Raw genomic sequence first — 26,536 nt, 5'->3', positions numbered from 1 at the left:
TTGCCCCGCGATAGCGTTATTGATCGCGCAGCCGCTATCGCGGGACAAGCCCGCTCCCACGTAGCCAACATCCGCAGCCGCGCCGACGTAGCGCTTATCCGAACAGCTGGGTGCACAGGTCCCGGCTGGAAGCCAACAGGATCGGCAAAAACCGCTGCTCCAGCTCACTGCGAGTCACCCGCCCGACATGGGTACTGACGTTCAACGCCGCCAGCACCTGGCCCGAGGCGTCATAGATCGGCACGGCAATTGAGCGCAGGCCCTGTTCCAATTCCTGGTCAACCACACACCAACCCTGGGCCCGCACCTGCTGGATGCAGGCAAACAGCGACTCCGGATCATGCAGGGTACGGCTGGTACGCGCCTTGAGGTCGGCACGGTCGAGGTATTCGCGCAGGCTGGTGTCATCCAACGCCGCCAGCAGAATGCGCCCCATCGAGGTGCAATAGGCCGGCAGCCGACCACCGACCGACAAATCGACCGAGATAAGCCGCTCCACCGTGGCCGAACGCGCTATATAAAGGATGTCATCACCTTCCAGGGTGGCCATGTTGGCCGCCTCATGCAGTTGGTCACTGATGCGATCCAGATAAGGCTGCGCCGAGACCGCCAACGGCGTCGACGACAGGTAGGCATGGCCCAGGGTCAAAACCTTGGGCAGCAATGAGTAGGTACGACCGTTGGTCGTGGCATAACCCAACTTTATCAAGGTATGCAGGCATCGCCGCACGGCTGCGCGAGGGATCTCGGTGCGGTGGCTGATCTGGGCGATGGTCAGGTGGCGTTTGCGCTCCTGGAACGCCTGGATGACCGCAAGTCCCCGGGCCAGAGAGGTCATGAAGTCCGGATCGCCAGTGAACGCCTGAATGCGCTTGGCGGGCGACGCCACGATCGGAGGCGCCATTGCGGGGGAACTGGCTCTTTCCTGTACCGGGGCGTCCTTGGGCAGGTTTTCGTCGCTCATGGCTGACCTCAAAAAAATCTGTCGTTCGTGCGATTATCGAACGAACGGCCGATAATCGCAATTGACCGCTGACACTTTTGCTTATACCTTTCTCATGCCACATGTGGCTTCTTTGGAGAGACTGGTCAGGTACCCACCGTAGAAGTCCCCAGGCACGGCCTCGTCACCACGAGGCCGTTTTACCTCCCCTCGCGTTCCAGCGAACTTTCTGCACCCGCTCAACTCAAACTTCTGACCGATTCGCTAGCCGAGTCGATAGTCGTATGAACAACTTTGAGTGCTTGTGTCAGTTACCCGTAAAGAGCGATGATCGATGAGTTGCCGATTGCTATAATCAGTCTGCTGGCCGTGATCAACACGTAGGCGTTAGCCCCAACTGTCTCTTTGCATAGGGTGTTTGCCAGTTCGCCAGGTGAACAGCTTAAAACTGTTACGGTTTGATCAAGTGCCTTCGCACCTTTTGGACCACTGTTGCTGCGACAGCGATTTCGCTCTGGTTGCGTAGCCGCATGCGTAACTTTGCATGCCGAGCCGGAGCCAACTCTCATACTATTCAGGTACTACTGTGACGAAAGATGAACTGCGCGCAGAACTCGAGCGCCAGGCTGAACGTTACAAGGATGTTTATGGTGGTGAAGTCACCACGTATGCGGCGCAACCGGAGCCGGAACGCAAACCGTGGCGCAAGCGAGCCACCGTCCAGGACCAGGTATTCGCCCAGGAACTGGAAAAGATGGAAAAGGATTTGCGCAGCGACGAATCCTGACGCTACGGCCCGGCATGTGACTAGGCCAAGCGGCTGACAGATCGTTACTCAAATGACGCGCATGAAATGGAATTACACAAATTTCATACGACCGTTTGAATGCCTCTTGCGCCTGATAAATTTCGAAAAATCGCACCATTTTGCCGAAATTGGCGATTTTTATCGGCATTAATGTTGCCGAAAGCCTGCTATTGCCACGGGTTTGCTAACCGCCTGAAGACACCATCGGTCTGTCGGGGGTGCATCGATTGCCAAGGTTTTCTGGCATAATCCGGCCCCCCTACGACCGCCAGAAAACCTTCATGATCGATTTATTCAGCGGACTGGATGCCTGGGTAGTGGTGAGCTTGGTGCTCGCACTGACCTTCGTGCTCGCATTCGAGTTCATCAATGGCTTTCATGACACCGCTAACGCGGTAGCCACTGTCATCTATACCAAAGCCATGCCACCGCACCTGGCCGTGTTCTTCTCCGGCGTGTTCAATTTCCTCGGGGTTTTGCTCGGCGGCGTTGGCGTGGCCTATGCCATCGTCCACCTGCTGCCGGTCGAACTGCTGATCAATGTGAACACCGGTCACGGCCTGGCCATGGTCTTCTCGTTGCTGGCCGCGGCCATCACCTGGAACCTGGGCACCTGGTACTTCGGCATCCCCGCGTCCAGCTCGCACACCCTGATCGGCTCGATCCTCGGTGTGGGCCTGGCCAATGCGCTGATCAGCGACATCCCGCTGGGTGATGGCGTCAACTGGCAGAAGGCGATCGACATCGGCATGTCGCTGGTGCTCTCGCCAATGGCCGGCTTTGCCGTTGCCGCGCTGGTCCTGCTGGGCCTGAAGTGGTGGCGCCCGCTGTCGAAGATGCACAAGACCCCAGAGCAACGGCGCAAGCTCGACGACAAGAAGCACCCGCCGTTCTGGAACCGTCTGGTGCTGGTGATCTCGGCCATGGGCGTCAGCTTCGTGCACGGCTCCAACGATGGCCAGAAAGGCATCGGCCTGATCATGCTGGTACTGATCGGTATCGTTCCGGCCAAGTTTGTCCTCGACCTGAACAGCACCACTTACCAGATCGAGCGCACCCGCGACGCTACCCTGCACCTGAGCCAGTTCTACCAGCGCAACGAAGCGACCCTGGGCGAGTACCTGGCCCTGGGCAAAGCCAAGTCCAGCGACCTGCCAGAGCAGTTCAGCTGCAATCCGCAGCAGACCGAGCCGACCATTGCCGCATTGCAGTCTTCGCTTAAAGGCGTCACCGACTACCGCGACCTGAACGCCGAGAAGCGTGTGGAAGTGCGTCGTTACCTGCTGTGCCTGGACGACACGGCGAAGAAGGTTGGCAAGCTGCCGGGCCTTGAGCCGCGCGAGAAGGCCGACCTGGAAAAACTGCGCAAAGACCTGACCGCCACCACCGAATATGCACCGTTCTGGGTAATCGTGGCCGTCGCCCTGGCCTTGGGCCTGGGTACCATGGTGGGCTGGAAGCGCGTGGTACTGACCGTTGGCGAGAAGATCGGCAAGCAAGGCATGACTTATGCCCAAGGCATGTCGGCACAGATCACGGCGGCGTGCGCCATCGGCATGGCCAACGTGTTCAGCCTGCCGGTATCGACTACCCACGTATTGTCGTCGGGTGTCGCCGGTACCATGGTGGCGAACAAGAGCGGCCTGCAAGGCGGCACCGTCAGGACCATTCTGCTGGCCTGGGTACTGACCCTGCCGGCCACCGTGGGCCTGTCTGCCGGGTTGTTCTGGCTGGCGACCAAGGCGATTAGCTGAGTCGCTGTGCAGTAATGTGAAAAAGGCGCCTTCGGGCGCCTTTTTTCGTACACATGACAAAACGTGGGAGCGGGCTTGCCCCGCGATAGCCTCAGCAAGCCCACACGCTAGTACGAGCAGCACGCAGACATCGTCAGCGCCGCTTGCCACCCAGCAACGAGCCCATCAACCCTCGCACCAACTGCCGGCCCAACTGATTCGCCGCCTGGCGCACCGCCGACTTGATCGCCTGCCCCGCCGCGCCCTGCAAGAACTCGCCAGCCTTGTCGGCAAAGCTGTCTTGCTCGACTTTAGGCTGCGGCGCCGGCTCCACCGGCTCGCCCTTGCGCTGGGTGAGCATCTCGTACGCCGACTCGCGATCGATCGGTTTGTCATAGCGGCCAATCAACGACGAAGAGGCCACCAGCGCACTGCGCTCGGCCGCAGTCAACGGTCCGATGCGCGACTGCGGTGGCGCGATCAAAACGCGCTGGACCATCGCCGGCGTACCTCTGTCTTCGAGCGTGCCGACCAACGCCTCGCCAATCCCAAGTTCAGTGAGCACGGCCAGCGAATCGAAGGCAGGGTTAGGCCGAAAGCCATCGGCCACAGCCTTGAGCGACTTCTGCTCCTTGGCGGTGAACGCCCGCAACCCATGCTGAATACGCAAGCCCAACTGGGCCAGTACCGCATCGGGCAAATCACCTGGCGACTGGGTAACGAAGTACACCCCAACGCCCTTGGAGCGAATCAAGCGCACGACTTGCTCCAAGCGATCCTGCAGGGCCTTGGGCGTGTCATTGAACAACAAGTGCGCTTCATCGAAGAACAGCGCCAGCACCGGTTTGTCAGCATCGCCACGTTCTGGCAGTTGCTCGAACAATTCGGCCAGCAACCACAGCAGGAAGGTCGCGTACACCTTCGGCGCTTCGTGCACCAAGCGGCTGGCATCGAGCAGATGTATGCGCCCGCGCCCTTGAGCATCAGGCTGCAACAGGTCCTCAAGCTGCAGCGCCGGCTCACCGAACAGCGCTTCGGCGCCCTGCTGCTCCAGGGTCGCCAGACGCCGCAGTAGCGCCTGGGTCGAGCCACTGGTCATCAACGCGCTGTCTTCGCCGAGCACCTGCGGGTTGTCTTTGAGATGGTTGAGCAGGGCCTTGAGGTCTTTCAGATCGAGCAGCAACAGGCCATCGCGGTCGGCCACCTTGAACGCCGCGTACAGTGCCGCCTGCTGGCTGTCGGTCAGCTCGAGCAAGTTGCCCAGCAGCAGCGGCCCCATTTCGCTGAGGGTGGTGCGCAATGGATGACCCGACTGTCCGGCGATATCCCACAAGGTCACCGGATACGCTTTGGGGGTATGGCCCAACCACGGCATGCCAGCGATTCGCTCGGCCACCTTGCCCTGCGGCGCGCCTGCCGCGCCCAGGCCGCACAAGTCGCCCTTTACATCGGCGGCAAAGACCGCCACCCCAGCATCACTGAACACCTCGGCCAGGTGCTGCAAGGTCACGGTCTTGCCGGTCCCCGTCGCGCCTGCCACCAAGCCATGTCGGTTGGCCAGGCGCATGGCTTGGCTGACAGGCTGGCCATCAGGGCCTGCTCCTACAACTATTTGCGAAGAATCCGACATCTTGTTTCATCCTCTGCTCAAGCTTTGCCCGATAACGGCCGATATCTCTGGGTGATATTCACCCTTAAGACAGGAACATCCCAAAAAAGGACTAGCGGGACTTGTTGCACTGTTTACCAGCTCTTTGTGCGAACGACCCGATAAATACCTTAGCGGAACCGATTACGCCATGAACAAAAGCCTACGTTTCAGCCATAAGATCCTCTTGGCCGCCTCACTGATCGTGATGCTCGCCTTCAGCCTCTTCACTCTCTACAACGATTACCTCCAGCGTAATGCGATTCGCCAGGACCTGGAGAATTATCTGGCTGAAATGGGTAAGTCCACTTCGACCAACATCCGCAACCTGTTCGATGGTCGCATCAAGTTGGTCGAGAACCTGGCGCAGAACATCGCCCAGCAGCCGAGCAACGCCGAAACACTGATGGGCCAGAACGCGCTGATCTCAAGCTTCCTCACTGTTTATCTGGGTAAGGTCGACGGTGGCTTCAGCGTCCGTCCGGACTCGCAGATGCCCGACGGCTACGACCCGCGCACCCGCCCCTGGTACAAGGACGGCATGAATGCCAGCGGTGCGATTCTTACCGAACCCTACATCGACCTGACCACCAACAAGATGGTCATCGGCATTCTCAGCAAGGTGTCCAGCTCGGTTGGCGTGGTCGGTGGCGACCTGGCCCTCGACGGCTTGGTCGAAATCATCAACTCGCTGAACTTTGGCGGCATGGGCTACGCCTTCCTGGTCAATGACCAAGGCAAGATCCTGGTCCACCCGGACAAAGACCTGGTGATGAAATCGCTGGCCGACCAGTTCCCGCACAATACGCCGAAACTCTCCGGTGAGCTGACCGAAGTGCAAGCCGACGGCCAGACGCGCCTATTGACCTTCACCCCGATCAAGGGCCTGCCTTCGGCCAACTGGTACATCGGCCTGTCGGTAGACAAAGACAAAGCCTTCTCGATGCTCAGTACCTTCCGCACCTCGGCGGTGATCGCCACTGTAGTGGCGGTGGTGATCATCATCGGCCTGCTTGGCCTGCTGATCCGGGTCTTGATGCAACCGTTGCTGACCATGACCCGCGCCATGGAAGACATCGCCCAGGGCGAAGGCGACCTGACCAAGCGCCTGACCATCCATAGCCAGGATGAATTCGGCATCCTCGGCAGCGCCTTCAACCGGTTCGTCGAGCGTATCCACGGCTCGATCCGCGAAGTGTCCTCGGCCACCGAGCAAGTCAACGAGGTGGCGTTGCGGGTGATCAGCGCCTCCAACTCGTCGATGAGCAACTCCGACGAGCAATCCAACCGCACCAACAGCGTCGCTGCGGCCATCAACGAGCTCGGCGCCGCCGCTCAGGAGATTGCCGGTAACGCCGCCCAGGCCTCGCAACACGCCAGCTCCGCGCGCTTGCTCGCCGAAGAAGGGCAGCAGGTCGTGGATCGCAACATCGAGGCGATGAATCGCCTGTCGGACCTGATCGTTACCTCCAGCGGCCATATCGAGACGCTCAACAGCAAGACGGTCAACATCGGCCAGATTCTGGAAGTGATCACCAGCATTTCGCAACAGACCAACCTGCTGGCGTTGAACGCCGCGATCGAAGCGGCGCGCGCTGGCGAGGCCGGTCGTGGTTTCGCGGTGGTGGCCGATGAGGTCCGTAACCTGGCCCACCGCACCCAGGAATCGGCGCAACAGGTACAGACCATGATCGAGGAGCTGCAAGTCGGCGCGCGGGAATCGGTCGAGACCATGGGCCAGAGCCAGCGGCACAGCCAGGACAGCATGCAGATCGCCAACCAAGCCGGCGAGCGCTTGGAAAGCGTCACCGTGCGCATTGGCGAAATCGACGGCATGAACCAGTCGGTGGCGACGGCGACCGAGGAGCAGACGGCGGTGGTCGAGTCGATCAACATGGACATCAGCGAGATCAACATGCTTAACCAGGAGGGCGTGGAGAACTTGCAGGCTACCCTGCGGGCATGTTCGGACCTGGAGCAGCAGGCGGGTCGACTGAAGCAGCTGGTGGGCAGTTTCCGCATCTAAATTGAGCTAGCGCGTCGCCCGTTTCGCGGGCGAGCCCGCTCCTACAGGGACCGCACCGGCTTCACGGCCTGAGCGGTCTATGTAAGCGGGCTTGCCCGAGAAACGGGCGACTCTGTTTGCAGTACCTCCCTCCAAACCTCGATCGAACAAACTATTCTTCTGAGAGGTCAACCTTTAGGCGCGTCATCGCCGGCTGCTTCAGCCGGATGACAGACCCGAAGACGATCCCGGAGGGATGCTGATCGTGCACATTGCTGACATCACCATGTTCTACGCCCCGGCCAGCGGCGGCGTACGTACCTATCTTGATGCCAAACACCGCCGCCTCGATGCCATGCCTGGCGTACGCCACAGCCTGTTGATCCCCGGCGCCAGCGCCAGCCATACCGATGGCGTGTACCAAGTCCCCGCCCCGCCCCTGCCGTTTGGCAAAGGCTACCGTTTCCCGGTTCGCCTGGCGCCTTGGTGCAACGTACTGCGCGAACTGCAACCCGACTTGATTGAAGTGGGCGACCCCTATTTGACCGCTTGGGCGGCACTGGAGGCGCGGCGCAAGCTTGAGGTGCCGGTGATCGGCTTCTACCACTCCGACCTGCCGCTGCTGGTCGGCAACCGCATGGGCAACTGGTTCACGCCCAATGTCGAAGCCTACGTCAGCAAGCTCTACGGCAACTTCGACCGGGTCCTGGCGCCAAGCCAGGTGATGGCCGACAAACTGCGCAGGCTCGGCGTCAAGGAAGTGCACGTACAGCGGCTGGGCGTCGACCTCGCAACCTTCAACCCCGAACATCGCGACAGCCGTCTGCGTGCTGAACTGGGCATCGCCGACACCACCCGCCTGCTGGTGTTCGCCGGGCGCGGTTCGCGCGAGAAGAACCTGCCGGTCCTGCTCGACTGCATGCGCCAGCTGGGCCGCCACTATCACCTGCTGCTGGTGGGCTCGGGGATGCCGGCCAACGTGCCGGACAACGTCAGTGTGATCAATCAGTTCTGCGCCCCGCAGGAAGTCGCCCGGCTCATCGCCAGCGCCGACCTGCTGGTGCACGCCGGCGACCAGGAAACCTTCGGTCTGGTCATCCTCGAAGCCATGGCCAGCGCCACCCCAGTGGTGGCGGTGCGTGCCGGCGCGTTTGGCGAGATCGTCAACGAGCAGTGCGGCCGCCTGTGCGCGCCCAACGACAGCCTGGCGATGGCGGCGACGGTGCGCGAGGTCTTCGAAGACGGCGTGCGCAAACTGGGCCTGCAGGCGCGCCGGCATGTCGAGCAGCATTATTCCTGGGACAACGTGGTCAACGGCCTGCTGCAGCACTACCAGGCGGTTCTCGGCCACCAGCCACAGGTCCGCGCCCATGCCTGAACCGGCCAATCCGAGCCCACGCAGCCTGATGCTGGTGTTGCACGATGTTGCCCCCGAGACCTGGCCCGACTACCAGCCCTTCGTCGAGGCCGTCGACCAACTGGGCGATGTGCCTATGACGTGGCTGGTGGTCCCGGACTTTCACCATCGCAACGCCCTGAGCCGTTCACCCAGCTTCTGCCAGCTGCTCGAACGACGCCTGCGCCGGGGTGACGAGCTGGCCCTGCATGGCTATTACCATGCCGACGACGGCCCGCCGCCACGCAGCAGCCGCGACTATTTCATGCGCCGGATCTACACCCACGAAGGCGAGTTCTATGGGCTCGACCAAGCCCAGGCGATGCAACGCCTGCAAGCAGGGCTTGAGCTGTTCAATAACCAGGGCTGGCCGGTGGCAGGCTTCGTTGCCCCGGCCTGGTTGATGAGCGAAGGCACGCGCCAGGCGTTGCGCCAGTTGCCGTTGCGCTACACCAGCACACCCCAGCACCTGTACCGCTTGCCTGAGTTCACCGCGATCGAAGCCCCTGGCTTGGTCTGGAGCGCCCGCAGCGCCTGGCGCCGGGGTCTGTCACGGGTGGTTTGCGACTGGCAGCGCCGACGCTGGCATGAAGCGCCGACCGTGCGCCTGGGCCTGCACCCTGTCGACATGCGCCACCCCAGCTCTCGAAACTATTGGCTAAACGCACTGCAAACGCTGATGGCGCAAGGTCGCCAACCCTTGACCAAGTCGGCCTGGCTCGAACGCCAGATCGCAGCATGAATCGCCTTGGCTGGTTGGCCCTGGCACTGCTGTTCGCCGTGCTGGTGCCAGCCCTGCTGGGGGGCAGTGAGTTGCTGCCAAGACTGAAAACCTTCGCCCCTGGGCTGATGCTGACGCTGCTGGGGATGATCCTGCTGTGCTGGATCATCAATGCCCTGCGCCTGCGCCTGCTACTCGGCCAGCAAGGCGCCCAATTAGGCCGGGTGCGCAGCCTTGGGGTAATCATGGCCACCGAGTTCGCCATCTGCACCACCCCCGCAGGCAGCGGCGGCCCCTTGACCTTGATGGCCCTGCTGGCACGTGAACGGATCGGCCCAGCGCGCAGTGGCGCGGTGTTCGCCATGGATCAGTTGAACGATCTGCTGTTCTTCTTCTGCGCCATGCTGGCCATCGCCGGTTATGCGCTGTTCCACAGCCTGGGACACAGTCAAGAGAGCATGCTGCTGGGCAGCGCGCTGATGCTGTGTATCGCCTTGGCGTGCGTGTTGGGCTTGCTGCGCTATCGGCGCGCCGTGATGCGTTTCAATGGCCGGCTTTTGCGGCGACTGGGCATGGCCGTGCATCGGCGCCGACGCTGGGCGCGCAAGTTGCTGCATTTCGTGCAGGCCTTGGCTGAGACCTGGCGGCTACCCAAACGGACCTTGGCGCTGGTGTTCAGCCTGACCTGCGTGCATTGGAGCCTGCGCTACAGCGTGCTGTACCTGGTATTGCGCGGATTGGGCGTGGAGCTGTCGTGGATACCGAGCTTTCTGGTGCAGATGCTCTCGCTCAGCGCCGGCCAGTTCAGCCTGCTGCCAGGTGGCGCAGGTGCCGCCGAGCTGACCTCGGCGAGCCTGTTGACGCCGTTGGTGGGCAGCTCGACCGCGGCCGCCGCGATCCTGATCTGGCGCGCGGTTACCTACTACTTTTATCTGCTGGCGGGCGGCCCTGTGTTCGTTTGCCTGCTGGCGCGTCCGCTGCTGGAGCGCTGGCGGCGCCATCAGGCGGGTTGAGCTGGCGCCACAGGGCGGCGGCGCCGGGGAATTCGGTGCCATCCTCGGCGCTTAGCGCCTCGGGGTCGAAGCGGGCCAGGCAGCCTTCGCCCAAGGTGGGTGGCGCCTTGGCGCCGGCCTTGTCGCGTGGATCAGCCATGGGCCCGCCCTCTTGCTTAATCGAACACCACGGTCTTGTTGCCATGCACCAGGACGCGGTCTTCCAGGTGATAACGCAGGCCGCGCGCCAATACCATTTTCTCGACGTCACGCCCAAAGCGGACCATGTCTTCGATGCTGTCGGCATGGTTAACGCGAACCACGTCCTGCTCGATGATCGGGCCGGCATCCAGTTCTTCGGTAACGTAGTGGCAGGTCGCGCCGATCAGCTTGACCCCACGCAGTGCCGCCTGGTGGTAAGGCTTAGCGCCGACGAAGGACGGCAGGAAGCTGTGGTGGATGTTGATCACCCGCTCAGCAAACTGCTCGCACAACTGCGGTGGCAGGATTTGCATGTAACGCGCCAGCACCACCACATCGGCGCCATGCTCTTCGACCAGGCGCGACACTTCGGCGAACGCCGGCTGTTTATCCTTTGGATCGACCGGAACGTGGAAGAACGGAATACCGTGCCACTCGACCATGCTGCGCAGGTCATTGTGGTTGGAAATCACGCAGGGGATATCGCAATCCAACTCATCGGTGTGCCAGCGGTGCAACAAGTCCGCCAGGCAGTGCGACTCGCGGCTGGCCATCAGCACCACGCGTTTTTTCTGCGCAGAGTCAGTCACGCGCCAGATCATCGAGAACTCTTCGGCGATTGGCGCGAAGGCTTCACGGAACGCCTCGATGCCAAACGGCAGCGACTCGGCACGGATCTCATGACGCATGAAGAACCAACCGCTCTGCTCGTCGGAGTGGTGGCTGGCTTCGTTGATCCAGCCATTGTACAAGGCCAGGAAATTACTGACTTTCGCCACGATGCCGACACGGTCGGGGCAGGCAATCACCAGTCGATAGGTGCGCATGAGGGAGACTCCAAGAACTTCGCAAAGGCGCATATTCTAACGAGCTGCCAGGAAAAACGCAGTAATCATCGGCGCCTGCCCGGACCGGACCAGCCCTCCGCCCGCAGCCGCGACAATTAGACCTTAAGCACATCGGTTCTGATGAGACCGGCAAGTCATATGTAAATTTTTCTTAACCAAAGAATCTTGTTATTGCCGAGTCGATTACAGTTTATTACCTGATTAATTGTTTACTTGCGAGAATCGCCTGTCTATTATTGGCCCACACTGTCTCTCTGAACATGCATTAAGGAACACGCCATGTCCCTGATCAACGAATACCGCGCTACCGAAGAAGCCATCAAAGAACTGCAAGCGCGTCTGGCCAACCTGTCGCAAGATGACAAGCTGAAAAAAGAGCTGGAATTCGAAGGCAAGCTGCGCACCCTGATGGGCGAATACTCCAAGTCGCTGCGTGACGTAATTGCCCTGCTCGACCCAGAAGCCAAACTGAGCAAAGCCCCACGTGGCGCCGCCAAGACCACCAGCACCAAGCGTGCGCGTAAGGTCAAGCAATACAAAAACCCGCACAACGGTGAAGTGATCGAAACCAAAGGCGGCAACCACAAAACCCTGAAAGAGTGGAAAGCCAAATGGGGTGGCGATGTGGTTGAAAGCTGGGCGACCCTGCTGGACTAATATGTCCGTGACCCGCTTTGCAAAAAACGCCGGCTGATGCCGGCGTTTTTATTTGCTCAATCACATTACAGCTGCAACTGCGTCTTCAATTGTTGGACATGCACCTGCCAGGCCTCCAGCACGCGGCGCCCCGCCTCGTCGGCCGTGGCCCAACTGCTCTGGCAAGCCTGCTCGAAGTCACCCAGGGTGTTGGGCGCGCCCCAGCGCGGATCGCTCAACCGTTGCTGGCAAAATAGCAGCCAGCGTTGCTGCTCCTGTTCATTCAATGTTTCAAAGAAATTTCGCGCGCGGTAGCGGAACAACAACTCAGGTAGCCGCGGGTCATCGAACATCCACTGCGAATGACCCAGTTGCGCTGGGTCGACCACCCGCACCTGTTCGCACAGGCGCCGATCGCGATCTCCGATAAAACCGTCATACAATTGTTGTTCGGGATCTTCGCACGGCGGGAACTCTTCCCCGCTGTAAATGTGTTCGAGCTTATCTTGCCAACTGCTCTGTTGACTGGCCAAGGCCTCGCCACGCGATTGCAACATTGCCAGGTCAATACCCAGCCGCGCTTGATCGGCCGGTCGCAACACCTTCAATGGCGCCAGTACTGGGCAGCGATTGATATGCACCAACTTCAGGGGCACCGGTAATTGCCCTGCGCTGAGATCATCGCGCCGAGTGTATAACCGCTCACGTAATGTTTCGGCGCTTTCCCGTATTAAAGGTAAGGTTTCCAAGTGCAGGTCGCACACAATCAGTGCATTGCGGTTGCGCGGGTGCCAGGCCAATGGCAAGACCACGCCAATATAATTTCGCTCGGCGGAAAAGCGCCCCGAGATATGCACCAACGGCTGCAACAGGCGAATGTGCTCCATGACTTTGTGCTTGCTGCGCAACTCAAACAGCCAGTCATACAGCTTGGGCTGTTTGTCACGGATCAGTCGCGCCAACGCAATGGTTGCCCGCACGTCGGAAAGCGCCTCGTGCGCATGGCCGTGATCGATGCCATTGGCCTTGCTGAGCAATTCCAGGCGCAAGCTGGTGCGACCGTCCTGCTGCGGCCAGACAATCCCTTCAGGGCGCAGGGCATAGGCGGTGCGCACGATGTCGATCAGATCCCAGCGGCTGTTGCCGCCCTGCCATTCACGGGCATAGGGGTCGAAAAAGTTGCGGTAGAGGCTATAGCGGGTGACCTCGTCATCGAAACGCAAGGTGTTGTAGCCCGCGCCGCAGGTGCCGGGGCGCACCAGCTGCTCATGCACGCGGGTCATGAACTCAGCTTCGCACAGCCCTTTGCTGGCCAGTTCCGCCGGGGTGATACCGGTGACCAGGCACGCCGCCGGGTGCGGCAGGATATCGTCCGAGGGGCGGCAATAGAGGTTGACCGGCGCGTCGATTTCGTTGAGTTCAAAATCAGTGCGCACACCCGCCATCTGCAACGGGCGGTCGCAGCGCGGATTGATTCCGGTGGTTTCGTAGTCGTGCCAGAAGATGCTGGAGGTCACGGGGTCTTCCTGTAGCTAGGTCGACCGTGAGTCTAGCGGCCTGCGCCGCTAAATCGAATCCCCAATCCTGGCACGATGTGTCCACATGCCTCAGGCCGAGGCGTTGGCAGGGCGAAAACTGAAGAAGTCACGAAGAGAATGCACGAAGTCGTCGTACTCGCGCGGCGCCTGCAACAGCATGAAGCCCGAGTCGTAATGCCCTGGCGTCTGGTCTTCGCGGCACCACAGGCAACTGGCGGTGAGATTGATGAACTGATGCCCACCGCCCGCCAACGGCACCCGCAGCTGCAATTCGAAGTCCGGCCCGACCAAGATCGGTAAAGTGCTGATCAACATCAGTCCGTCTTCCGAGGCATTGCCCAGGTAGCCGATCTCTTGATCGGTAAAGCGGTTGTACACCTTGAGCACACAAGGCAGCTGGTGACGTTGGATGTGGCGCTGAATGAACATGATCGCAATGGTTGTCCGTACCCGGGCCAGGAATACGAGGTACTGGCGGTTGCTGTTACATCTAAGAGACAGATTAGCCCAGCACGCAGTGCAAATCTCGTGAAATCAAGGACACATTGGTGTTAACGCCAAGGGGTAGTCCTGACCGGGTTGGCCGCCGCCGCTTCGCCAATGCGGTAATGCCCGAGCTTTTCAAGGGTCTGCAAGCGCGCACGGGCACGGTAGGCGTACTCGTTTTGCGGGTAACGCTGGATCAGGTATTCATAGGTCTGGGCAGCATCGACGTAGAGCTTCTGCCGCTCAAGGCACTGGCCCCGCAGCAGCGATACTTCCGGGTGGATGAACGGCCGGGCGCGACTGGTACGATCGACCTGGGACAGCTCCAGCATGACCCGCTGGCAGTCGCCGCGATCATAGGCACGGTAGGCATTGTTCAGATGATGGTCCATCGACCACCGGGTGCAGCCGACGACACTGGCCGCGACAGCTAAAACGATCAGGGCTCGCATGGGGAATCTCCTTTGCTAGGCAGTGTATCGGCCAGATACGGCAAATCTTCACAGGCATTTGCAAGGATACCCCCACCGTTCAAATGCCACCCGTGCAGGATGCAAGGTAGTGCAACGGAACAATGACTACAGCGCAATTGAGGAGTAGCCTTTCGCTGCGCTTCACTATAGGAGTCTGTGCATGACCATCCGCCGTACCAAAATCGTCGCCACCCTTGGCCCCGCCAGCAACTCGCCGGAAGTGATCGAGCAATTGATCCTGGCCGGCCTGGACGTGGCACGCCTGAACTTCTCCCACGGCACTCCGGACGAGCACAAGGCCCGCGCTCGCCTGATCCGCGAGATCGCTGCCAAGAATGGTCGCCATGTCGCACTGCTGGGCGACCTGCAGGGTCCGAAGATCCGCATCGCCAAGTTCAGCAACAAGCGCATTGAACTGAAGATCGGTGACACCTTCACCTTCTCCACCGTCCACCCGCTGACCGAAGGCAACCAGGACATCGTCGGTATCGACTATCCCGACCTGGTCAAGGACTGCGGCGTCGGTGACGAACTGCTGCTCGATGACGGCCGCGTGGTCATGCGCGTCGAGACCGCCACTGCCGATGCCCTGCACTGCGTGGTGATCGTCGGTGGCCCGCTGTCGGACCACAAAGGCATCAACCGCAAAGGCGGCGGCCTGACCGCACCGGCCCTGACCGAAAAAGACAAGGCCGACATCAAGCTGGCCGCAGAAATGGACCTGGACTACCTGGCCGTGTCCTTCCCGCGCGATGCCAAGGACATGGAATACGCCCGCAAGCTGCGTGACGAAGCCGGCGGCAGCGCCTGGCTGGTGGCCAAGATCGAGCGCGCCGAAGCCGTGGCAGACGACGAGACCCTCGACGCCCTGATCGCCGCCTCCGACGCCGTCATGGTCGCCCGTGGTGACCTGGGTGTGGAAATCGGCGACGCCGAACTGATCGGTATCCAGAAGAAGATCATCCAGCACGCCCGCCGCAACAACAAAGCAGTGATCGTCGCGACCCAGATGATGGAGTCGATGATCCAGAACCCGATGCCGACCCGCGCAGAAGTGTCCGACGTGGCCAACGCCGTGCTCGACAACACCGACGCGGTCATGCTCTCGGCCGAAAGCGCCGCCGGTGCTTACCCGATCGAAGCGGTCCAGGCCATGGCGCGGATCTGCCAGGGTGCCGAGAAGCACCCGACCAACCAGAAATCCAGCCACCGCCTGCACACCACCTTCGAGCGCTGCGACGAAAGCATCGCGCTGGCCGCGATGTACACCGCCAACCACTTCCCCGGCGTCAAGGCGATCATTGCCCTCACCGAAAGTGGCTACACCCCGCTGATCATGTCGCGCCTGCGTTCGCACGTGCCGATCTTCGCCCTGTCGCCGCACCGCGCTACCCAAGCGCGCGCCTCGATGTTCCGCGGCGTCTACCCGATCGCGTTCGACCCGGCTTCGCTGCCGGCCGACAAGGTCAGCCAAGCGGCGGTCGATGAGCTGCTCAAGCGCGGCCTGGTCGAGCAAGGTGACTGGGTCATCCTGACCAAAGGCGACAGCTACCACACCATTGGTGGCACCAACGGCATGAAGATCCTGCATGTCGGTGATCCGCTGGTCGGCTGATAGCCTGCGAAGGGGCCGCTCTGCGGCCCTTTCGCGGGACAAGCCCGCTCCCACAGGCAACCCACTGAACTCAACGGCAGCAGGTTTTCTGTGGGAGCGGGCTTGCCCCGCGAAGAGGCCAGCATGAACACCGCAAAAAATCAGGCATGCTCGACAAACACATCGGCAAACACCTGATTCCTCGGCACCCCCGCAATAAACAGCCGCCGCGCAAACCGCTCCACACTCCCCGGCGAGCCGCACACCAGCGCCACGGTCTGCCGTGACGACGGCCGCAATGCCGCCAGTGCTTCATCCAGCTGCGCCGCCAGCACCCGCTCGACAGCCACCCCTTCAATAGCCTCCAGCGTCTCGGCCAGGTAATGCCCTGCGTGGTCACGCGCCACATGCATCACCCTGATTTCACCCCGATGCCCCTGCCGCAGAGCCTCACGCAGGATGCCCCACAATGGCGCAAGCCCTGTACCCGCCGCCAGCAACCAGAGCGGACGCGCCTGCCAATCGGGGTCGTAATGCAGCGCCCCGCCTCTGAGCTCGCCCAGGCGCAACACATTACCCACTTGCAGCCCACGGGCCTTGTCGCAAAAAGCCCCTGGCCGCTGGCAGTCGATATGAAACTCGAGAAAATCATCTTCACCCGGCAGGCTTGCCAGCGAATAAGGCCGCGCGACCGAACCGTTCCACAGCACCACATGCTGGCCGGCCTGGTAACGCAGCACCCGCTCGGGCCGCAGGCGCAAGCGCAACACATCACCTAACCAGTCCATCGCGCAGACCTGCGCGGGAATACCATCCTGCAGCGGGTCGAACACCGCCACGCGCAAGTCGCCCACTACCCGGCACTGGCAGGCCAGGCGCCAACCCTGTGCATGTTTTTCCAGTGCCAGGGCTTCGGGCAAGGCATCCGCCGGTTGCCCCTCCAGACAATGCACCAGGCAAGCGTGACAACTGCCGGCGCGGCAGCTGTAGGGCACATTCAACCCCGCCTCGTTCAAGGCATCGAGCAGGTTGCTGCCAGTGGGCACCGTCCAGCGGCGCTCGCCGACACTGAGTTCAGGCATGGTCATCATTTCTCCGGGTCTACAGCGCCACTCTAAGGCAAGCGGGCAGCGGCAGCAAAAAGGGTGCCCGTCGCTTGCCGACCATGGTCCAGACCACCCGCAGGTGTTTCGGCCACCGATGCGCGCTATACTGCCGCGCCTTTTTTGCGTCGGCCTGACCTGCCGACGCCTTGCCAGGCGTTTCGACGCGCAGGTGTGCAGCGTCGGAAAGCCTTTACGAATGTTCCCGTCTTTAAGAGGAGCGCGCTGCATGACCGTGATCAAGCAAGACGACCTGATTCAGAGCGTTGCCGACGCCCTGCAATTCATCTCGTACTACCACCCCGTCGACTTCATCCAGGCGATGCACGAGGCCTACCTGCGTGAAGAGTCGCCTGCTGCGCGCGATTCGATCGCCCAGATCCTGATCAACTCGCGCATGTGCGCCACAGGCCACCGCCCGATCTGCCAGGACACCGGTATCGTTACCGTGTTCGTGCGCGTCGGCATGGACGTGCGTTGGGACGGCGCCACCCTGAGCGTCGACGACATGATCAACGAAGGTGTGCGTCGCGCCTACAACCTGCCTGAAAACGTCCTGCGCGCCTCGATCCTGGCCGACCCGGCCGGTGCTCGCAAGAACACCAAGGACAACACCCCGGCCGTCATCCACTACTCGATCGTCCCAGGCGACAAGGTCGAAGTCGATGTCGCAGCCAAAGGCGGCGGCTCGGAAAACAAGTCGAAAATGGCCATGCTCAACCCGTCCGACTCGATCGTCGACTGGGTCCTGAAGACCGTGCCGACCATGGGCGCTGGCTGGTGCCCGCCTGGCATGCTCGGCATCGGCATCGGCGGCACCGCCGAGAAAGCCGCGGTCATGGCCAAGGAAGTGTTGATGGAATCCATCGACATCCATGAGCTCAAGGCCCGTGGCCCGCAGAACCGCATCGAAGAGATCCGCCTGGAGCTGTTCGACAAGGTCAACCAACTGGGCATCGGCGCCCAGGGCCTGGGCGGCCTGACCACCGTGCTCGACGTCAAGATCATGGACTACCCAACCCACGCCGCCTCGTTGCCGGTGTGCATGATCCCTAACTGCGCTGCCACCCGTCACGCTCACTTCGTGCTCGACGGTTCTGGCCCAGCCGAGCTGGAAGCGCCGTCGCTGGACGCCTACCCAGAGATCGTCTGGGAAGCCGGTCCAAGCGCCCGCCGGGTCAACCTGGACAACATCACTCCAGAAGAAGTCGCCAGCTGGAAGCCGGGCGAGACCATCCTGCTCAACGGCAAGATGCTCACTGGCCGCGATGCGGCGCACAAGCGCATGGTCGAAATGCTCAACCGTGGCGAAGAGCTGCCGGTCGATCTGAAAGGCCGCTTCATCTACTACGTCGGCCCAGTCGATCCGGTCGGTGACGAAGTGGTTGGCCCAGCCGGCCCGACGACCGCAACGCGGATGGACAAGTTCACTCGCCAGATCCTTGAGCAAACTGGCCTGCTGGGCATGATCGGCAAGTCCGAGCGCGGCCCGACCGCGATCGAAGCGATCAAGGACAACAAGGCCGTGTACCTGATGGCCGTTGGCGGCGCTGCCTACCTGGTAGCTCAAGCGATCCGTAAATCGCAGGTGCTGGCCTTTGCCGAACTGGGCATGGAAGCGATCTACGAGTTCGAGGTCAAGGACATGCCGGTCACCGTCGCGGTGGACAGCAACGGTGAGTCGGTGCACATCACCGGTCCCGCGCTGTGGCAGGGCAAGATCGCTGAAAGCCTGGCGGTAGAAGTTAAGTAACTTTACTTTCGCTGGGTATAGAAGAACCGCCCTACATGGGCGGTTTTTTTTGATCGCGAACTGCCGGCCAGTCAGGAAATCCTGGTCCCAAGCACCTTGAGAAACGCCGCTAACCAAGCAGGATGTGCAGGCCAGGCGGGCGCCGTAACCAGATTGCCCTCGACATGGGCCTGATCCACCGCGATATCGATGAACGTGCCGCCAGCCAACTTCACCTCAGGCGCGCAGGCAGGATAGGCACTGCACTCCCGGCCCTCCAGCACACCGGCAGCAGCTAGAAGCTGGGCACCGTGACAGACCGCTGCAATCGGTTTGCTGGCCTGATCGAACGCCTTGACCAAGGCCAGCACCTGCTCATTCAGACGCAAGTACTCAGGCGCTCGCCCACCGGGGATCACCAAGGCATCGTAGCTTTCTGCACGCACCTGAACGAAATCGTAGTTCAGGGCAAAGTTGTGCCCAGGTTTTTCGCTGTAGGTCTGCTCACCTTCAAAGTCGTGGATGGCCGTGCGTACGGTCTGCCCGGCGATTTTTTCCGGGCAGACTGCGTGCACGGTATGGCCGACCATGGTCAGGGCCTGGAACGGCACCATTACCTCGTAATCCTCGACGTAGTCGCCCACCAGCATGAGAATTTTCTTTGCCGTCATTGCAAGCACCTCTCTGTTTGGGGTGTCTGTGCCGGCCTCATCGCGGGGCAAGCCCGCTCCCACGGGACCCCCGGTACAGACACATTAAATAAGCCAGCAGGAACGCCAACGATAGCTGGGAAAAGCGCGCTCAGCTGCGCCGATCGAGCAACAACACCACCAACCGATCCAGCCATCCCCACACTCGTTGCTTGACCCGGCGCCAGAGCGGGCGCGCATTCCAGTGATCCAGGTCGACCTCCTGGCTCAGGAGGAAATCCCGCTCGAAGCTGGCCGCCACCGCCGCAGTCAAGGGCGGGTCGAGCGCCTCGACATTGGCCTCCAGATTGAAGCGCAGGTTCCAATGGTCAAAGTTGCACGAGCCGACGCTGACCCAATCGTCGATCAGGACCATCTTCAGATGCAAAAAGCACGGCTGATACTCAAAGATGCGCACCCCCGAGCGCAGCAAGCGCGGGTAGTAGCGATGACCGGCATAGCGCACCGACGGGTGATCGGTACGCGGGCCGGTCAGCAGCAGACGCACATCGATCCCGCGTGACGCCGCCCGGCGCAGGGAGCGGCGCACGCTCCAGGTCGGCAGGAAATACGGCGTCGCCAGCCAGATCCGGCGCTGGCCGCTGTTCAGCGCGCGTACCAGCGAATGGAGGATGTCGCGGTGCTGGCGGGCATCGGCGTAGGCCACCCGGCCCATGCCCTGACCCTGCGCCGGCACTTTCGGCAAGCGCGGCAGACCGAAGCCCTCAGGCGGGCGCCAGGCCGTGCGGCGGTTGTTGGCGTGCCATTGGCGATCGAACAGCAGTTGCCAGTCGCTGACGATCGGCCCCTGCATCTGCACCATCACTTCATGCCATTCGCTGGCATCGGCGTCCGGGGTCCAGAACTCATCGGTGACGCCGGTCCCGCCCACCACCGCCCAGCGTTCATCGACCAGCAGTATCTTGCGGTGGTCCCGATAAAGGTTGCGAAAACCGCGACGCCAGTTCAGCCGGTTGTACCAGCGCAGCAGCACCCCAGCGCTGAGCAAGCGCTCGCGCAATGCCGAGGTAAACGCCAATGAGCCATAGTCATCGAACAGGCAGCGCACCCGCACGCCTCGCCGCGCTGCCTGCTCCAGCGCGTCGACCACCGCCTCGGCACAGGCACCGGCCTCCACCAGGTACAGCTCCAGGTCAACCTGGTGCTGGGCGCGCACGATCGCCGTGAGCATGCGCGGAAAAAACTCGGGGCCGTCGATCAGCAGTTCGAACTGGTTGCCATCGCGCCAGGGAAAGACCGGCCCCGGCATGTCAGCGGGCGGTGAAGATCAGCACCGCATTGACCGGCACCGACGGGTTGATCGAGTTGAGCTTGGCAAATTTGCGCAGGCTCTCAAGGCCCGGCAGCAGACCATAATCACTGGCGCGCAGAATCAGCGGTTCGAGGGTGACCACCTGGAAACGCCGCTCATCCAGACGGGTGGCCAGCAGCAGGGCGTTGTAGCTGTGCGACTGGCCGTGCAGGGTGACGGTGACCGGCAAGCGCAACTCGATCTGCGCACCGTCAGCCAGGTCGTTGATCGGGCGTAGATCGATCTGCGCCTTGACCGTGGCCTCGGGGAAGCGCTCGAACTCGAACAAGCCATCGCGCATACGCTCGTCGCGCAGTGGAATGCCGCTGCTCACCGAATCCATCTCGATGCTCAGCCCTGCCGTGCCCTTGCGGTCGACCTTGCCATGCAGCACCAGGAAGCGATGCACCTCGATGGTGTCGCCATTCTTGCCTGTGACAAATGACAAGCGCGACGACTCGCCGTCGAGGTGCCAGTTGGCGTGAGCGGGCAGGCACAAAGCCAGCAGCAGGGCAGGCAGGAGGCGGGCAAACTTGAACATGGAAAATCCTGTGAAACAAAGCGTTCAACCTTACTCGCCCGCCTTCACGGCAGCAAGCGGCAGCCCTCACGCGGGCCCTGCCAAGCGGCTTGATTGCTGCGGCCAAGGCCCTCGGCGATAACCACACGGGTGGCGCTGTGCTCTTGCAGGCGAGTGAGCGGCAGGTACTGCTGCACATAACCTCGGCAGTAGTGCTCGTCCAAGCCCATGACGAAGCGGCACGAGCAGTACTCCTTGGCCGAGTAGGCTGAGAGAATCCCCGGGAAGTCCGCCAGCGCTTGCCGCTCATGCCAGGCCCACGCCAGCAGCAGTGCAACTAACAGCAATAGCACGCGCTTCATCTACCCTCCCCAGCCACCGCCGCCAGTACCCGCTCGAGCAGCGCGTTGTGGCTGTAGCTGCCATCGCGATCATCGCCATAGCGCACCACCACCAGTTTCTGGCTCGGCAGTACATACAGCGCCTGCCCCCAGTGGCCGAGCGCGGCGTACACATCTTGCGGGGCGTCTGGCCAGGGTGGCGGATGGCCCGGCACTGGTCGGTTGAGCCACCAGTGGCCGCCAGGATTGGCCTCACCCTCGATAGCTTGCGCATGAGCAAACAGTGCTCGATTGAAGGCGACCCAATCGACGGGTAGCAATTGCCGATCTTGCCACCGACCTTCCCTGAGCATCAGCAAACCGATGCGTCCCAGGTCGCGGGCGCTCAGGTACAGATAGGAGGAGCCGACAAAGGTCCCGGCGCCATCGCGTTCCCACACGGCACTGTCGATACCCAGCGGGATGAACAGCGCTTGCCAGGGGTAGCTGGCGTACTGCTGCGGGTCGAGCATCCCGCGCAAGGCAGCGGCCAGCAGGTTGCTGTCGCCGCTGGAATAGCGACTGCGCTGGCCCGGCGCCTGGTCAGCAGCCATTGCCGCCGCGTAGGCCGCCATATCCTGACGACCACGGGTATAGAGCATGGCCACCACCGACGACTTCAGCGGGGCGTATTCGTAATCCTCCTGCCAGGCCAGACCGCTGGCCCAGTGTAAAAGATCGATCAGGCGCAGCTCAGGGTGCTTGGCCAAAGGTGGGTAGAAGCGCGCCGCCTGATCTTCTAGCCGGAATCGCTGTTCGCCATAAGCAACGCCGAGCAGCGTGGCCAGCACGCTTTTGCTCACCGACCAGGTCAAGTGCGAGGTATTGGCTGCAGTCGGCGCGTGGTAGCGCTCATACAGGATGCGGCCATCGCGAATGATCAGCAGTGCATCGCTACGCACGCCACTGCGCTCGGTCTCGTTGCGTTCGGGGAAGGCATAGTCGTCGACGGGCCGCCAGTCGATAGCAGCAGGTTGGCTTTGCCAGTCAGGTACAGGCCAGTCCTCCGCTGGCGCCGCACAGGCCAGCAGCGACAGCAGCCACAGCCCACCGCGAAACACGCGCATGCCCCGCCCTCTCATCTACGATCAGGCGAGCCTGGCACCGTTTCATGACAGTCCGACAGCGGCCCAGGCCTTGGCCAAGCGCTTATCCCGTGCGGCAGTGGCCAGGGCCAGCACGCCCTGGTCGCGCTGCCACAACTGAGCCCACTGCTCAGGCCCTGCGGCCAAGGCTTGGTCGAGCTCGCCACGCAAGGCGTGGAACTGGGCGAATAGGCCGCCTAACAACAGATGGCAGCCCACACTGTCGGCGCACTGCCGGCTACCTTCAGCGCAGCCGCCGAGCAGGCCCAGCAGACGCAGCTGCAACGCCTGGGGCCAGGCACTTTCCTGGCCGACGCCGTACAACCAGGCCACCAGGGCGGCAAGTACATACAGATCTTCCAGAGAACGGAACGGCTTGACGTAGGCGTCCCAGCCATCGCCTGCCAGCAGCTCGCAGGCGGCTTGCTGCAATGTCAGGCGAGCATGGCCGACTTCGGGCATCAGCGGCAGGGTCGGCAACGCCTCCAGGGTTACCCCCGGCTCACCTGGGTAGACCACCGCCAGCTTCAACTGAGCAGACTCGCCCGCAGCTTCGCAACGCGCCGCCACCAGCAACCATTCAGCTTCGAGCCCGGCGGTGACGAAGTCCTTGCGCCCGGTCACACGCAAGCCCTCCAGGCGGCTGTGCATATCTGCCGGACGCACGCTGCGCCGCTCAGTGGCGCACAACGCGCCGAGCGCGGCCGGGGCGCTGGGCCAGAGCACGCGCAAGGCCGCCTGATAGCCGATCAGGAACGCCAGCCCCGGGGTGGCCATGGCCCGCCCGCCAAGTACCGCCAATTCGAACGGCGCAGCGGTGCCCAGGCGTTCGAGCTGCGCGGCATAGGTTTGCCCAAGGCTGGCGGCCAGGGGTTGGCGTAATGGGTCGTTGAGTCGTTGCAACCAGGCCATCAGACGCTCCTTAAAAGGCTGTCACGCAAGCATCACCAAAGATTCACCGAGGTGACACCAGGCGTACCTAGGCTGACTTTGCACAACAAAGCCGACCGGCCGCAACCCTTAATGGCTGGCTTATGGAGACTCGTAATGACTCGGATCGCTCGCTCTGGCGACAACAGCACTGAACGCCGTCTGCAAGCCGAACGCCTGGTCGGCGCTGCGGCCCTGCAGGAAGCACAGGCCCTGCGTTTCAAGGTGTTCAGCGCCGAATTCAAGGCCAAGCTCAAAGGCGCCGAACAGGGCCTGGACATGGATGACTACGATATCCACTGCCGCCATATTGGCGTACGCGACCTGACCACTGGCGAATTGGTCGCCACCACCCGCCTGCTCGACCACCAGGCCGCCAGTAGCCTGGGTCGCTTCTACAGCGAAGAAGAATTCAGCCTGCATGGCCTGCTGCAGCTGCAAGGCCCGATCCTCGAACTGGGCCGCACCTGCGTCGCCGCCGAGTACCGCAACGGCGGCACCATCGCGGTACTCTGGGGCGAGCTGGCCGAAGTGCTCAACGAAGGCCATTACAGCTACCTGATGGGCTGCGCCAGCATCCCTATGCAGGACGGCGGCGTGCAGGCCCACGCCATCATGCAGCGCCTGCGTGAGCGCTACCTGTGCACCGAGCACTTGCGCGCCGAGCCGAAAAAGCCGCTGCCAAGCCTTGCCCTGCCGAACAATGTCATCGCCGAAATGCCGCCATTGCTCAAGGCCTACATGCGCCTGGGCGCGAAGATCTGCGGCGAGCCCTGCTGGGACGAAGACTTCCAAGTCGCCGACGTGTTCATCCTGCTCAAGCGCGACGATCTCTGCCCGCGCTACGCCCGCCACTTCAAGGCAGCGGTCTGATGCTGCGGCTGCGGGTGATCGCCCGCCTGGCCCGGTTGCTGATGGTGCTGTTGCTCGGCGCTGGCATGGCTAGCGTGGTGGCTGTACGCGAACGCCTGGGGCTGGAGATGTCGATCGAGCGACGCCAGCGCTGGAGCCGGTTTTTCATGCAACGGCTGGTCGCCGCCCTGCCCTTTGAGGTGCAGGTGATCGGTGAGTTACCGCAGCGCCCCATGTTGTGGATCGGCAACCACGTGTCCTGGACTGACATTCCGCTGCTGGGCATGCTCACTCCGCTGTCATTTCTGTCCAAGGCCGAGGTGCGTCACTGGCCATTGGCGGGCTGGCTGGCAGAGAAAGCCGGGACGTTGTTCATTCGCCGCGGCGGTGGTGATGGCCAACGCCTGCGTGAGCAGATCAGCGCGCAATTGGCTCAGCAGCGGCCTTTACTGATTTTTCCCGAAGGCACCACCACCAATGGGCGCAGCTTGCGCACCTTCCATGGCCGACTGCTGGCGGGTGCGATTGACCAGGGGACGCCGGTGCAGCCGGTGGCGATTCAGTACTTGCGTGAAGGTGAGGTCGACTCGATCGCGCCGTTCATTGGCGATGATGACCTGCTGTCGCACTTGATGCGTTTGTTTGCTCAGCCGCGTGGGCAGGTGCAGATTCACCTGTTGCCACCGATCGACAGCCTGGAAAAAGAACGTGCGGTCCTGGCCTTACAGGCCCAGCAGGCCATTCATATGGCGCTGTTCGGTGCTGAAGACATCGAGATGGCGCCTCGCCGACAGGCACGTGCGGCCTGATGGCTTGCTGAAATCAGTACCGGCCTCTTCGCGCCGAACCGCCGCGAAGAGGCGGGGTCTGCTGACACATCATCAACGGCCAGCCGCAAATGCCTGCAACTGCGGATAAAACTCACGAAAGTCCGCCAGTAACGGCTCATACAACTCGTCCAACTCGCCCATCACCCCCGCCATCCCCTCAGGCCGCGACAAGCGCCGGGCGATACCCTTGAACACCTGCTCCAGCGTCGCGAAATCTCCATACGCCCCCAGCCAGTCATCCGCCGCCATCAACGGCGCAATCTGCGCTAAGCGCCCCGGCAGCTCAGGCTCGGCCAGCAACACCTGATAGAACCCGTGGGTGAACTGCGCCAATGGCTGCTCGGCATAGTCCTGCCAGTGCCGCGCCAGGCAATGATCGAAAAATACATCCAGGACGATCCCGGCATAACGCCGCCGCTCACGCGGAAAACGCGCCAGCGACGCCAGCACCAGCGGGTGGCTGTCGGTAAAACTGTCGATGTGCCGGTGCAGCCGAATCGCCGCCTCCAGCATCGGTGGAAAGCGCCCTTGCAAGCCGCCTTTGACGAAATCGCCATACAAGCTGCCGAGCAATTGCTGCGGCTGCTGGCCGCCCAGGTGCAAGTGTGCGAGGTAGTTCATGGCGCCAAGTCTAGCACTGGCCGCAGGCATATCGTTATAACCCGATATAGCGATTGGCGCTGAGCTCAGCATCTTTTCATATTTGTATATCGCGAAATACCGATTTATATTTCGCCCCATCGCGATATACCGCTACACATCACGAGCCCCTCTCATGCCTCTCGATCTCGACGAAATAATAAAAGCCCTGTCCCACCCGGTACGGCGAGAAATCCTCACCTGGCTGAAAGACCCGGCGGCGCAATTCCCCGACCAGCACCACAGCACCGAACACGGTGTCTGTGCCGGGCAGATCGACCAACGCTGCGGCCTGTCGCAGTCGACCGTCTCTGCGCACCTGGCGACGCTGCAGCGTGCCGGCCTGATCAGCAGCCAGAAGATCGGTCAGTGGCACTTCTTCAAACGCAACGAGGACACCATCCAGGCGTTTCTCAAGCAGATGAGCCAAGAGCTCTGAAAA

The 26,536-nt window shown here is 61.9% G+C and carries 27 protein-coding genes and 1 pseudogene; 13 read left to right on the top strand and 15 right to left on the bottom strand.

Annotated elements, in window-relative coordinates; translation table 11 throughout:
* Positions 1-94: 94 nt before the first annotated feature.
* Positions 95-964: a pca regulon transcriptional regulator PcaR gene (pcaR, locus tag AAZU54_RS07230; RefSeq protein WP_186553939.1), complete on the bottom strand. Its 870-nt coding sequence runs from the start codon at positions 962-964 to the stop codon at positions 95-97.
* Between the two features lie 565 nt (positions 965-1,529).
* Between pcaR and AAZU54_RS07225 the strand changes: the two genes are divergently transcribed.
* Together AAZU54_RS07225 and AAZU54_RS07220 are read left to right on the top strand one after the other, a co-directional pair.
* On the top strand, positions 1,530-1,730 hold the full coding sequence (locus AAZU54_RS07225; RefSeq protein ID WP_186553938.1) for a hypothetical protein: 201 nt from the start codon (positions 1,530-1,532) through the stop codon (positions 1,728-1,730).
* 302 nt (positions 1,731-2,032) lie between these two features.
* Positions 2,033-3,505 carry an inorganic phosphate transporter gene (locus AAZU54_RS07220; protein WP_186553937.1) on the top strand — a complete coding sequence of 491 codons (1,473 nt, stop codon included), beginning with the start codon at positions 2,033-2,035 and terminating at the stop codon, positions 3,503-3,505.
* Between the two features lie 133 nt (positions 3,506-3,638).
* Here AAZU54_RS07220 and AAZU54_RS07215 read toward each other — a convergent pair whose 3' ends face one another.
* Positions 3,639-5,114, bottom strand: coding sequence for a helicase HerA-like domain-containing protein (locus AAZU54_RS07215; protein WP_186553936.1), 1,476 nt, complete (start codon positions 5,112-5,114; stop codon positions 3,639-3,641).
* Between the two features lie 169 nt (positions 5,115-5,283).
* Here AAZU54_RS07215 and AAZU54_RS07210 point away from each other — a divergent pair.
* From AAZU54_RS07210 to AAZU54_RS07190, 5 genes and pseudogenes are all read left to right on the top strand, one after another.
* Positions 5,284-6,300: pseudogene (locus AAZU54_RS07210) on the top strand (HAMP domain-containing protein); the annotation flags it as partial.
* Positions 6,301-6,393: 93 nt separating this feature from the next.
* Entirely contained in the window at positions 6,394-7,158 is a 765-nt protein-coding gene (locus tag AAZU54_RS07205) for a methyl-accepting chemotaxis protein (protein ID WP_428626912.1), read from the top strand.
* 235 nt (positions 7,159-7,393) lie between these two features.
* The gene (locus tag AAZU54_RS07200; RefSeq protein ID WP_186553934.1) at positions 7,394-8,515 is read left to right on the top strand and encodes a glycosyltransferase family 4 protein; all 1,122 of its coding nucleotides are present in this window, start codon (positions 7,394-7,396) and stop codon (positions 8,513-8,515) included.
* Positions 8,508-9,275: a DUF2334 domain-containing protein gene (locus AAZU54_RS07195; protein ID WP_434726908.1), complete on the top strand. Its 768-nt coding sequence runs from the start codon at positions 8,508-8,510 to the stop codon at positions 9,273-9,275. The genes AAZU54_RS07200 and AAZU54_RS07195 overlap by 8 nt, the downstream gene beginning before the upstream one ends.
* The gene (locus AAZU54_RS07190; RefSeq protein ID WP_186553932.1) at positions 9,272-10,267 is read left to right on the top strand and encodes a lysylphosphatidylglycerol synthase transmembrane domain-containing protein; all 996 of its coding nucleotides are present in this window, start codon (positions 9,272-9,274) and stop codon (positions 10,265-10,267) included. Before AAZU54_RS07195 ends, AAZU54_RS07190 begins: the two co-directional genes overlap by 4 nt.
* Here AAZU54_RS07190 and AAZU54_RS07185 read toward each other — a convergent pair.
* Both AAZU54_RS07185 and purU read right to left on the bottom strand, forming a co-directional pair.
* The gene (locus AAZU54_RS07185; RefSeq protein ID WP_405129548.1) at positions 10,170-10,406 is read right to left on the bottom strand and encodes a hypothetical protein; all 237 of its coding nucleotides are present in this window, start codon (positions 10,404-10,406) and stop codon (positions 10,170-10,172) included. The two genes, AAZU54_RS07190 and AAZU54_RS07185, sit on opposite strands and share 98 nt — an antisense overlap.
* Positions 10,407-10,422: 16 nt before the next feature.
* Positions 10,423-11,274 carry a formyltetrahydrofolate deformylase gene (purU, locus tag AAZU54_RS07180; protein ID WP_186553931.1) on the bottom strand — a complete coding sequence of 284 codons (852 nt, stop codon included), beginning with the start codon at positions 11,272-11,274 and terminating at the stop codon, positions 10,423-10,425.
* A 300-nt stretch (positions 11,275-11,574) separates the two neighbouring features.
* Between purU and mvaT the strand changes: the two genes are divergently transcribed.
* Positions 11,575-11,952 carry a histone-like nucleoid-structuring protein MvaT gene (mvaT, locus tag AAZU54_RS07175; RefSeq protein ID WP_186553930.1) on the top strand — a complete coding sequence of 126 codons (378 nt, stop codon included), beginning with the start codon at positions 11,575-11,577 and terminating at the stop codon, positions 11,950-11,952.
* A gap of 65 nt (positions 11,953-12,017) precedes the next feature.
* Here the strand turns inward: mvaT and sbcB are convergent, their stop codons facing one another.
* The 3 genes from sbcB to AAZU54_RS07160 form a co-directional block, all read right to left on the bottom strand.
* Positions 12,018-13,448: an exodeoxyribonuclease I gene (sbcB, locus tag AAZU54_RS07170; RefSeq protein WP_186553929.1), complete on the bottom strand. Its 1,431-nt coding sequence runs from the start codon at positions 13,446-13,448 to the stop codon at positions 12,018-12,020.
* A gap of 90 nt (positions 13,449-13,538) precedes the next feature.
* Positions 13,539-13,898, bottom strand: a complete 360-nt coding sequence (locus AAZU54_RS07165; protein ID WP_312153048.1) for a PilZ domain-containing protein — start codon at positions 13,896-13,898, stop codon at positions 13,539-13,541.
* A 122-nt stretch (positions 13,899-14,020) separates the two neighbouring features.
* Entirely contained in the window at positions 14,021-14,407 is a 387-nt protein-coding gene (locus AAZU54_RS07160) for a tetratricopeptide repeat protein (RefSeq protein ID WP_186553927.1), read from the bottom strand.
* Positions 14,408-14,588: 181 nt separating this feature from the next.
* Between AAZU54_RS07160 and pyk the strand changes: the two genes are divergently transcribed.
* Entirely contained in the window at positions 14,589-16,043 is a 1,455-nt protein-coding gene (pyk, locus tag AAZU54_RS07155) for a pyruvate kinase (protein WP_186553926.1), read from the top strand.
* Between the two features lie 140 nt (positions 16,044-16,183).
* On the opposite strand, the gene AAZU54_RS07150 is transcribed toward pyk, so the two are convergent.
* Positions 16,184-17,104 (bottom strand): iron-sulfur-binding ferredoxin reductase, encoded by a 921-nt coding sequence (locus tag AAZU54_RS07150; protein ID WP_186553925.1) that lies wholly within the window; start codon positions 17,102-17,104, stop codon positions 16,184-16,186.
* Between the two features lie 250 nt (positions 17,105-17,354).
* On the opposite strand from AAZU54_RS07150, the gene AAZU54_RS07145 reads away from it, so the two are divergent.
* Positions 17,355-18,878, top strand: coding sequence for a fumarate hydratase (locus AAZU54_RS07145; protein ID WP_186553924.1), 1,524 nt, complete (start codon positions 17,355-17,357; stop codon positions 18,876-18,878).
* Positions 18,879-18,949: 71 nt separating this feature from the next.
* On the opposite strand, the gene AAZU54_RS07140 is transcribed toward AAZU54_RS07145, so the two are convergent.
* The 6 genes from AAZU54_RS07140 to AAZU54_RS07115 all read right to left on the bottom strand — a co-directional run bounded on the left by AAZU54_RS07140 (position 18,950) and on the right by AAZU54_RS07115 (position 23,755).
* A complete protein-coding gene (locus AAZU54_RS07140; protein ID WP_434726907.1) occupies positions 18,950-19,528 on the bottom strand; it encodes a DJ-1/PfpI family protein in 579 nt (192 codons plus the stop codon).
* Positions 19,529-19,658: 130 nt separating this feature from the next.
* Positions 19,659-20,816, bottom strand: a complete 1,158-nt coding sequence (locus AAZU54_RS07135) for a phospholipase D-like domain-containing protein (protein ID WP_405129549.1) — start codon at positions 20,814-20,816, stop codon at positions 19,659-19,661.
* A gap of 1 nt (position 20,817) precedes the next feature.
* The gene (locus tag AAZU54_RS07130; RefSeq protein WP_264236535.1) at positions 20,818-21,399 is read right to left on the bottom strand and encodes a YceI family protein; all 582 of its coding nucleotides are present in this window, start codon (positions 21,397-21,399) and stop codon (positions 20,818-20,820) included.
* Positions 21,400-21,443: 44 nt separating this feature from the next.
* Positions 21,444-21,740: an amidase gene (locus tag AAZU54_RS07125; protein ID WP_312155890.1), complete on the bottom strand. Its 297-nt coding sequence runs from the start codon at positions 21,738-21,740 to the stop codon at positions 21,444-21,446.
* Positions 21,737-22,825: a serine hydrolase domain-containing protein gene (locus AAZU54_RS07120; protein ID WP_434726906.1), complete on the bottom strand. Its 1,089-nt coding sequence runs from the start codon at positions 22,823-22,825 to the stop codon at positions 21,737-21,739. Before AAZU54_RS07120 ends, AAZU54_RS07125 begins: the two co-directional genes overlap by 4 nt.
* 42 nt (positions 22,826-22,867) lie before the next feature.
* Positions 22,868-23,755: an acyl-CoA dehydrogenase gene (locus tag AAZU54_RS07115; protein ID WP_434726905.1), complete on the bottom strand. Its 888-nt coding sequence runs from the start codon at positions 23,753-23,755 to the stop codon at positions 22,868-22,870.
* 135 nt (positions 23,756-23,890) lie between these two features.
* On the opposite strand from AAZU54_RS07115, the gene olsB reads away from it, so the two are divergent.
* Together olsB and AAZU54_RS07105 are read left to right on the top strand one after the other, a co-directional pair.
* Positions 23,891-24,646: an L-ornithine N(alpha)-acyltransferase gene (gene olsB / locus AAZU54_RS07110; protein WP_186553917.1), complete on the top strand. Its 756-nt coding sequence runs from the start codon at positions 23,891-23,893 to the stop codon at positions 24,644-24,646.
* A complete protein-coding gene (locus tag AAZU54_RS07105; RefSeq protein WP_434726904.1) occupies positions 24,646-25,434 on the top strand; it encodes a lysophospholipid acyltransferase family protein in 789 nt (262 codons plus the stop codon). Before olsB ends, AAZU54_RS07105 begins: the two co-directional genes overlap by 1 nt.
* A gap of 72 nt (positions 25,435-25,506) precedes the next feature.
* On the opposite strand, the gene AAZU54_RS07100 is transcribed toward AAZU54_RS07105, so the two are convergent.
* A complete protein-coding gene (locus AAZU54_RS07100; protein WP_186553915.1) occupies positions 25,507-26,076 on the bottom strand; it encodes an ACP phosphodiesterase in 570 nt (189 codons plus the stop codon).
* 154 nt (positions 26,077-26,230) lie between these two features.
* Between AAZU54_RS07100 and AAZU54_RS07095 the strand changes: the two genes are divergently transcribed.
* The gene (locus AAZU54_RS07095; RefSeq protein WP_186553914.1) at positions 26,231-26,533 is read left to right on the top strand and encodes an ArsR/SmtB family transcription factor; all 303 of its coding nucleotides are present in this window, start codon (positions 26,231-26,233) and stop codon (positions 26,531-26,533) included.
* Positions 26,534-26,536 lie beyond the last annotated feature (3 nt).

Source organism: Pseudomonas sp. Je.1.5.c, assembly GCF_051129895.1.
GTDB classification, from domain to species: Bacteria; Pseudomonadota; Gammaproteobacteria; order Pseudomonadales; family Pseudomonadaceae; genus Aquipseudomonas; species Aquipseudomonas urmiensis.
This window is presented reverse-complemented; position numbering and strand designations above follow the sequence as displayed.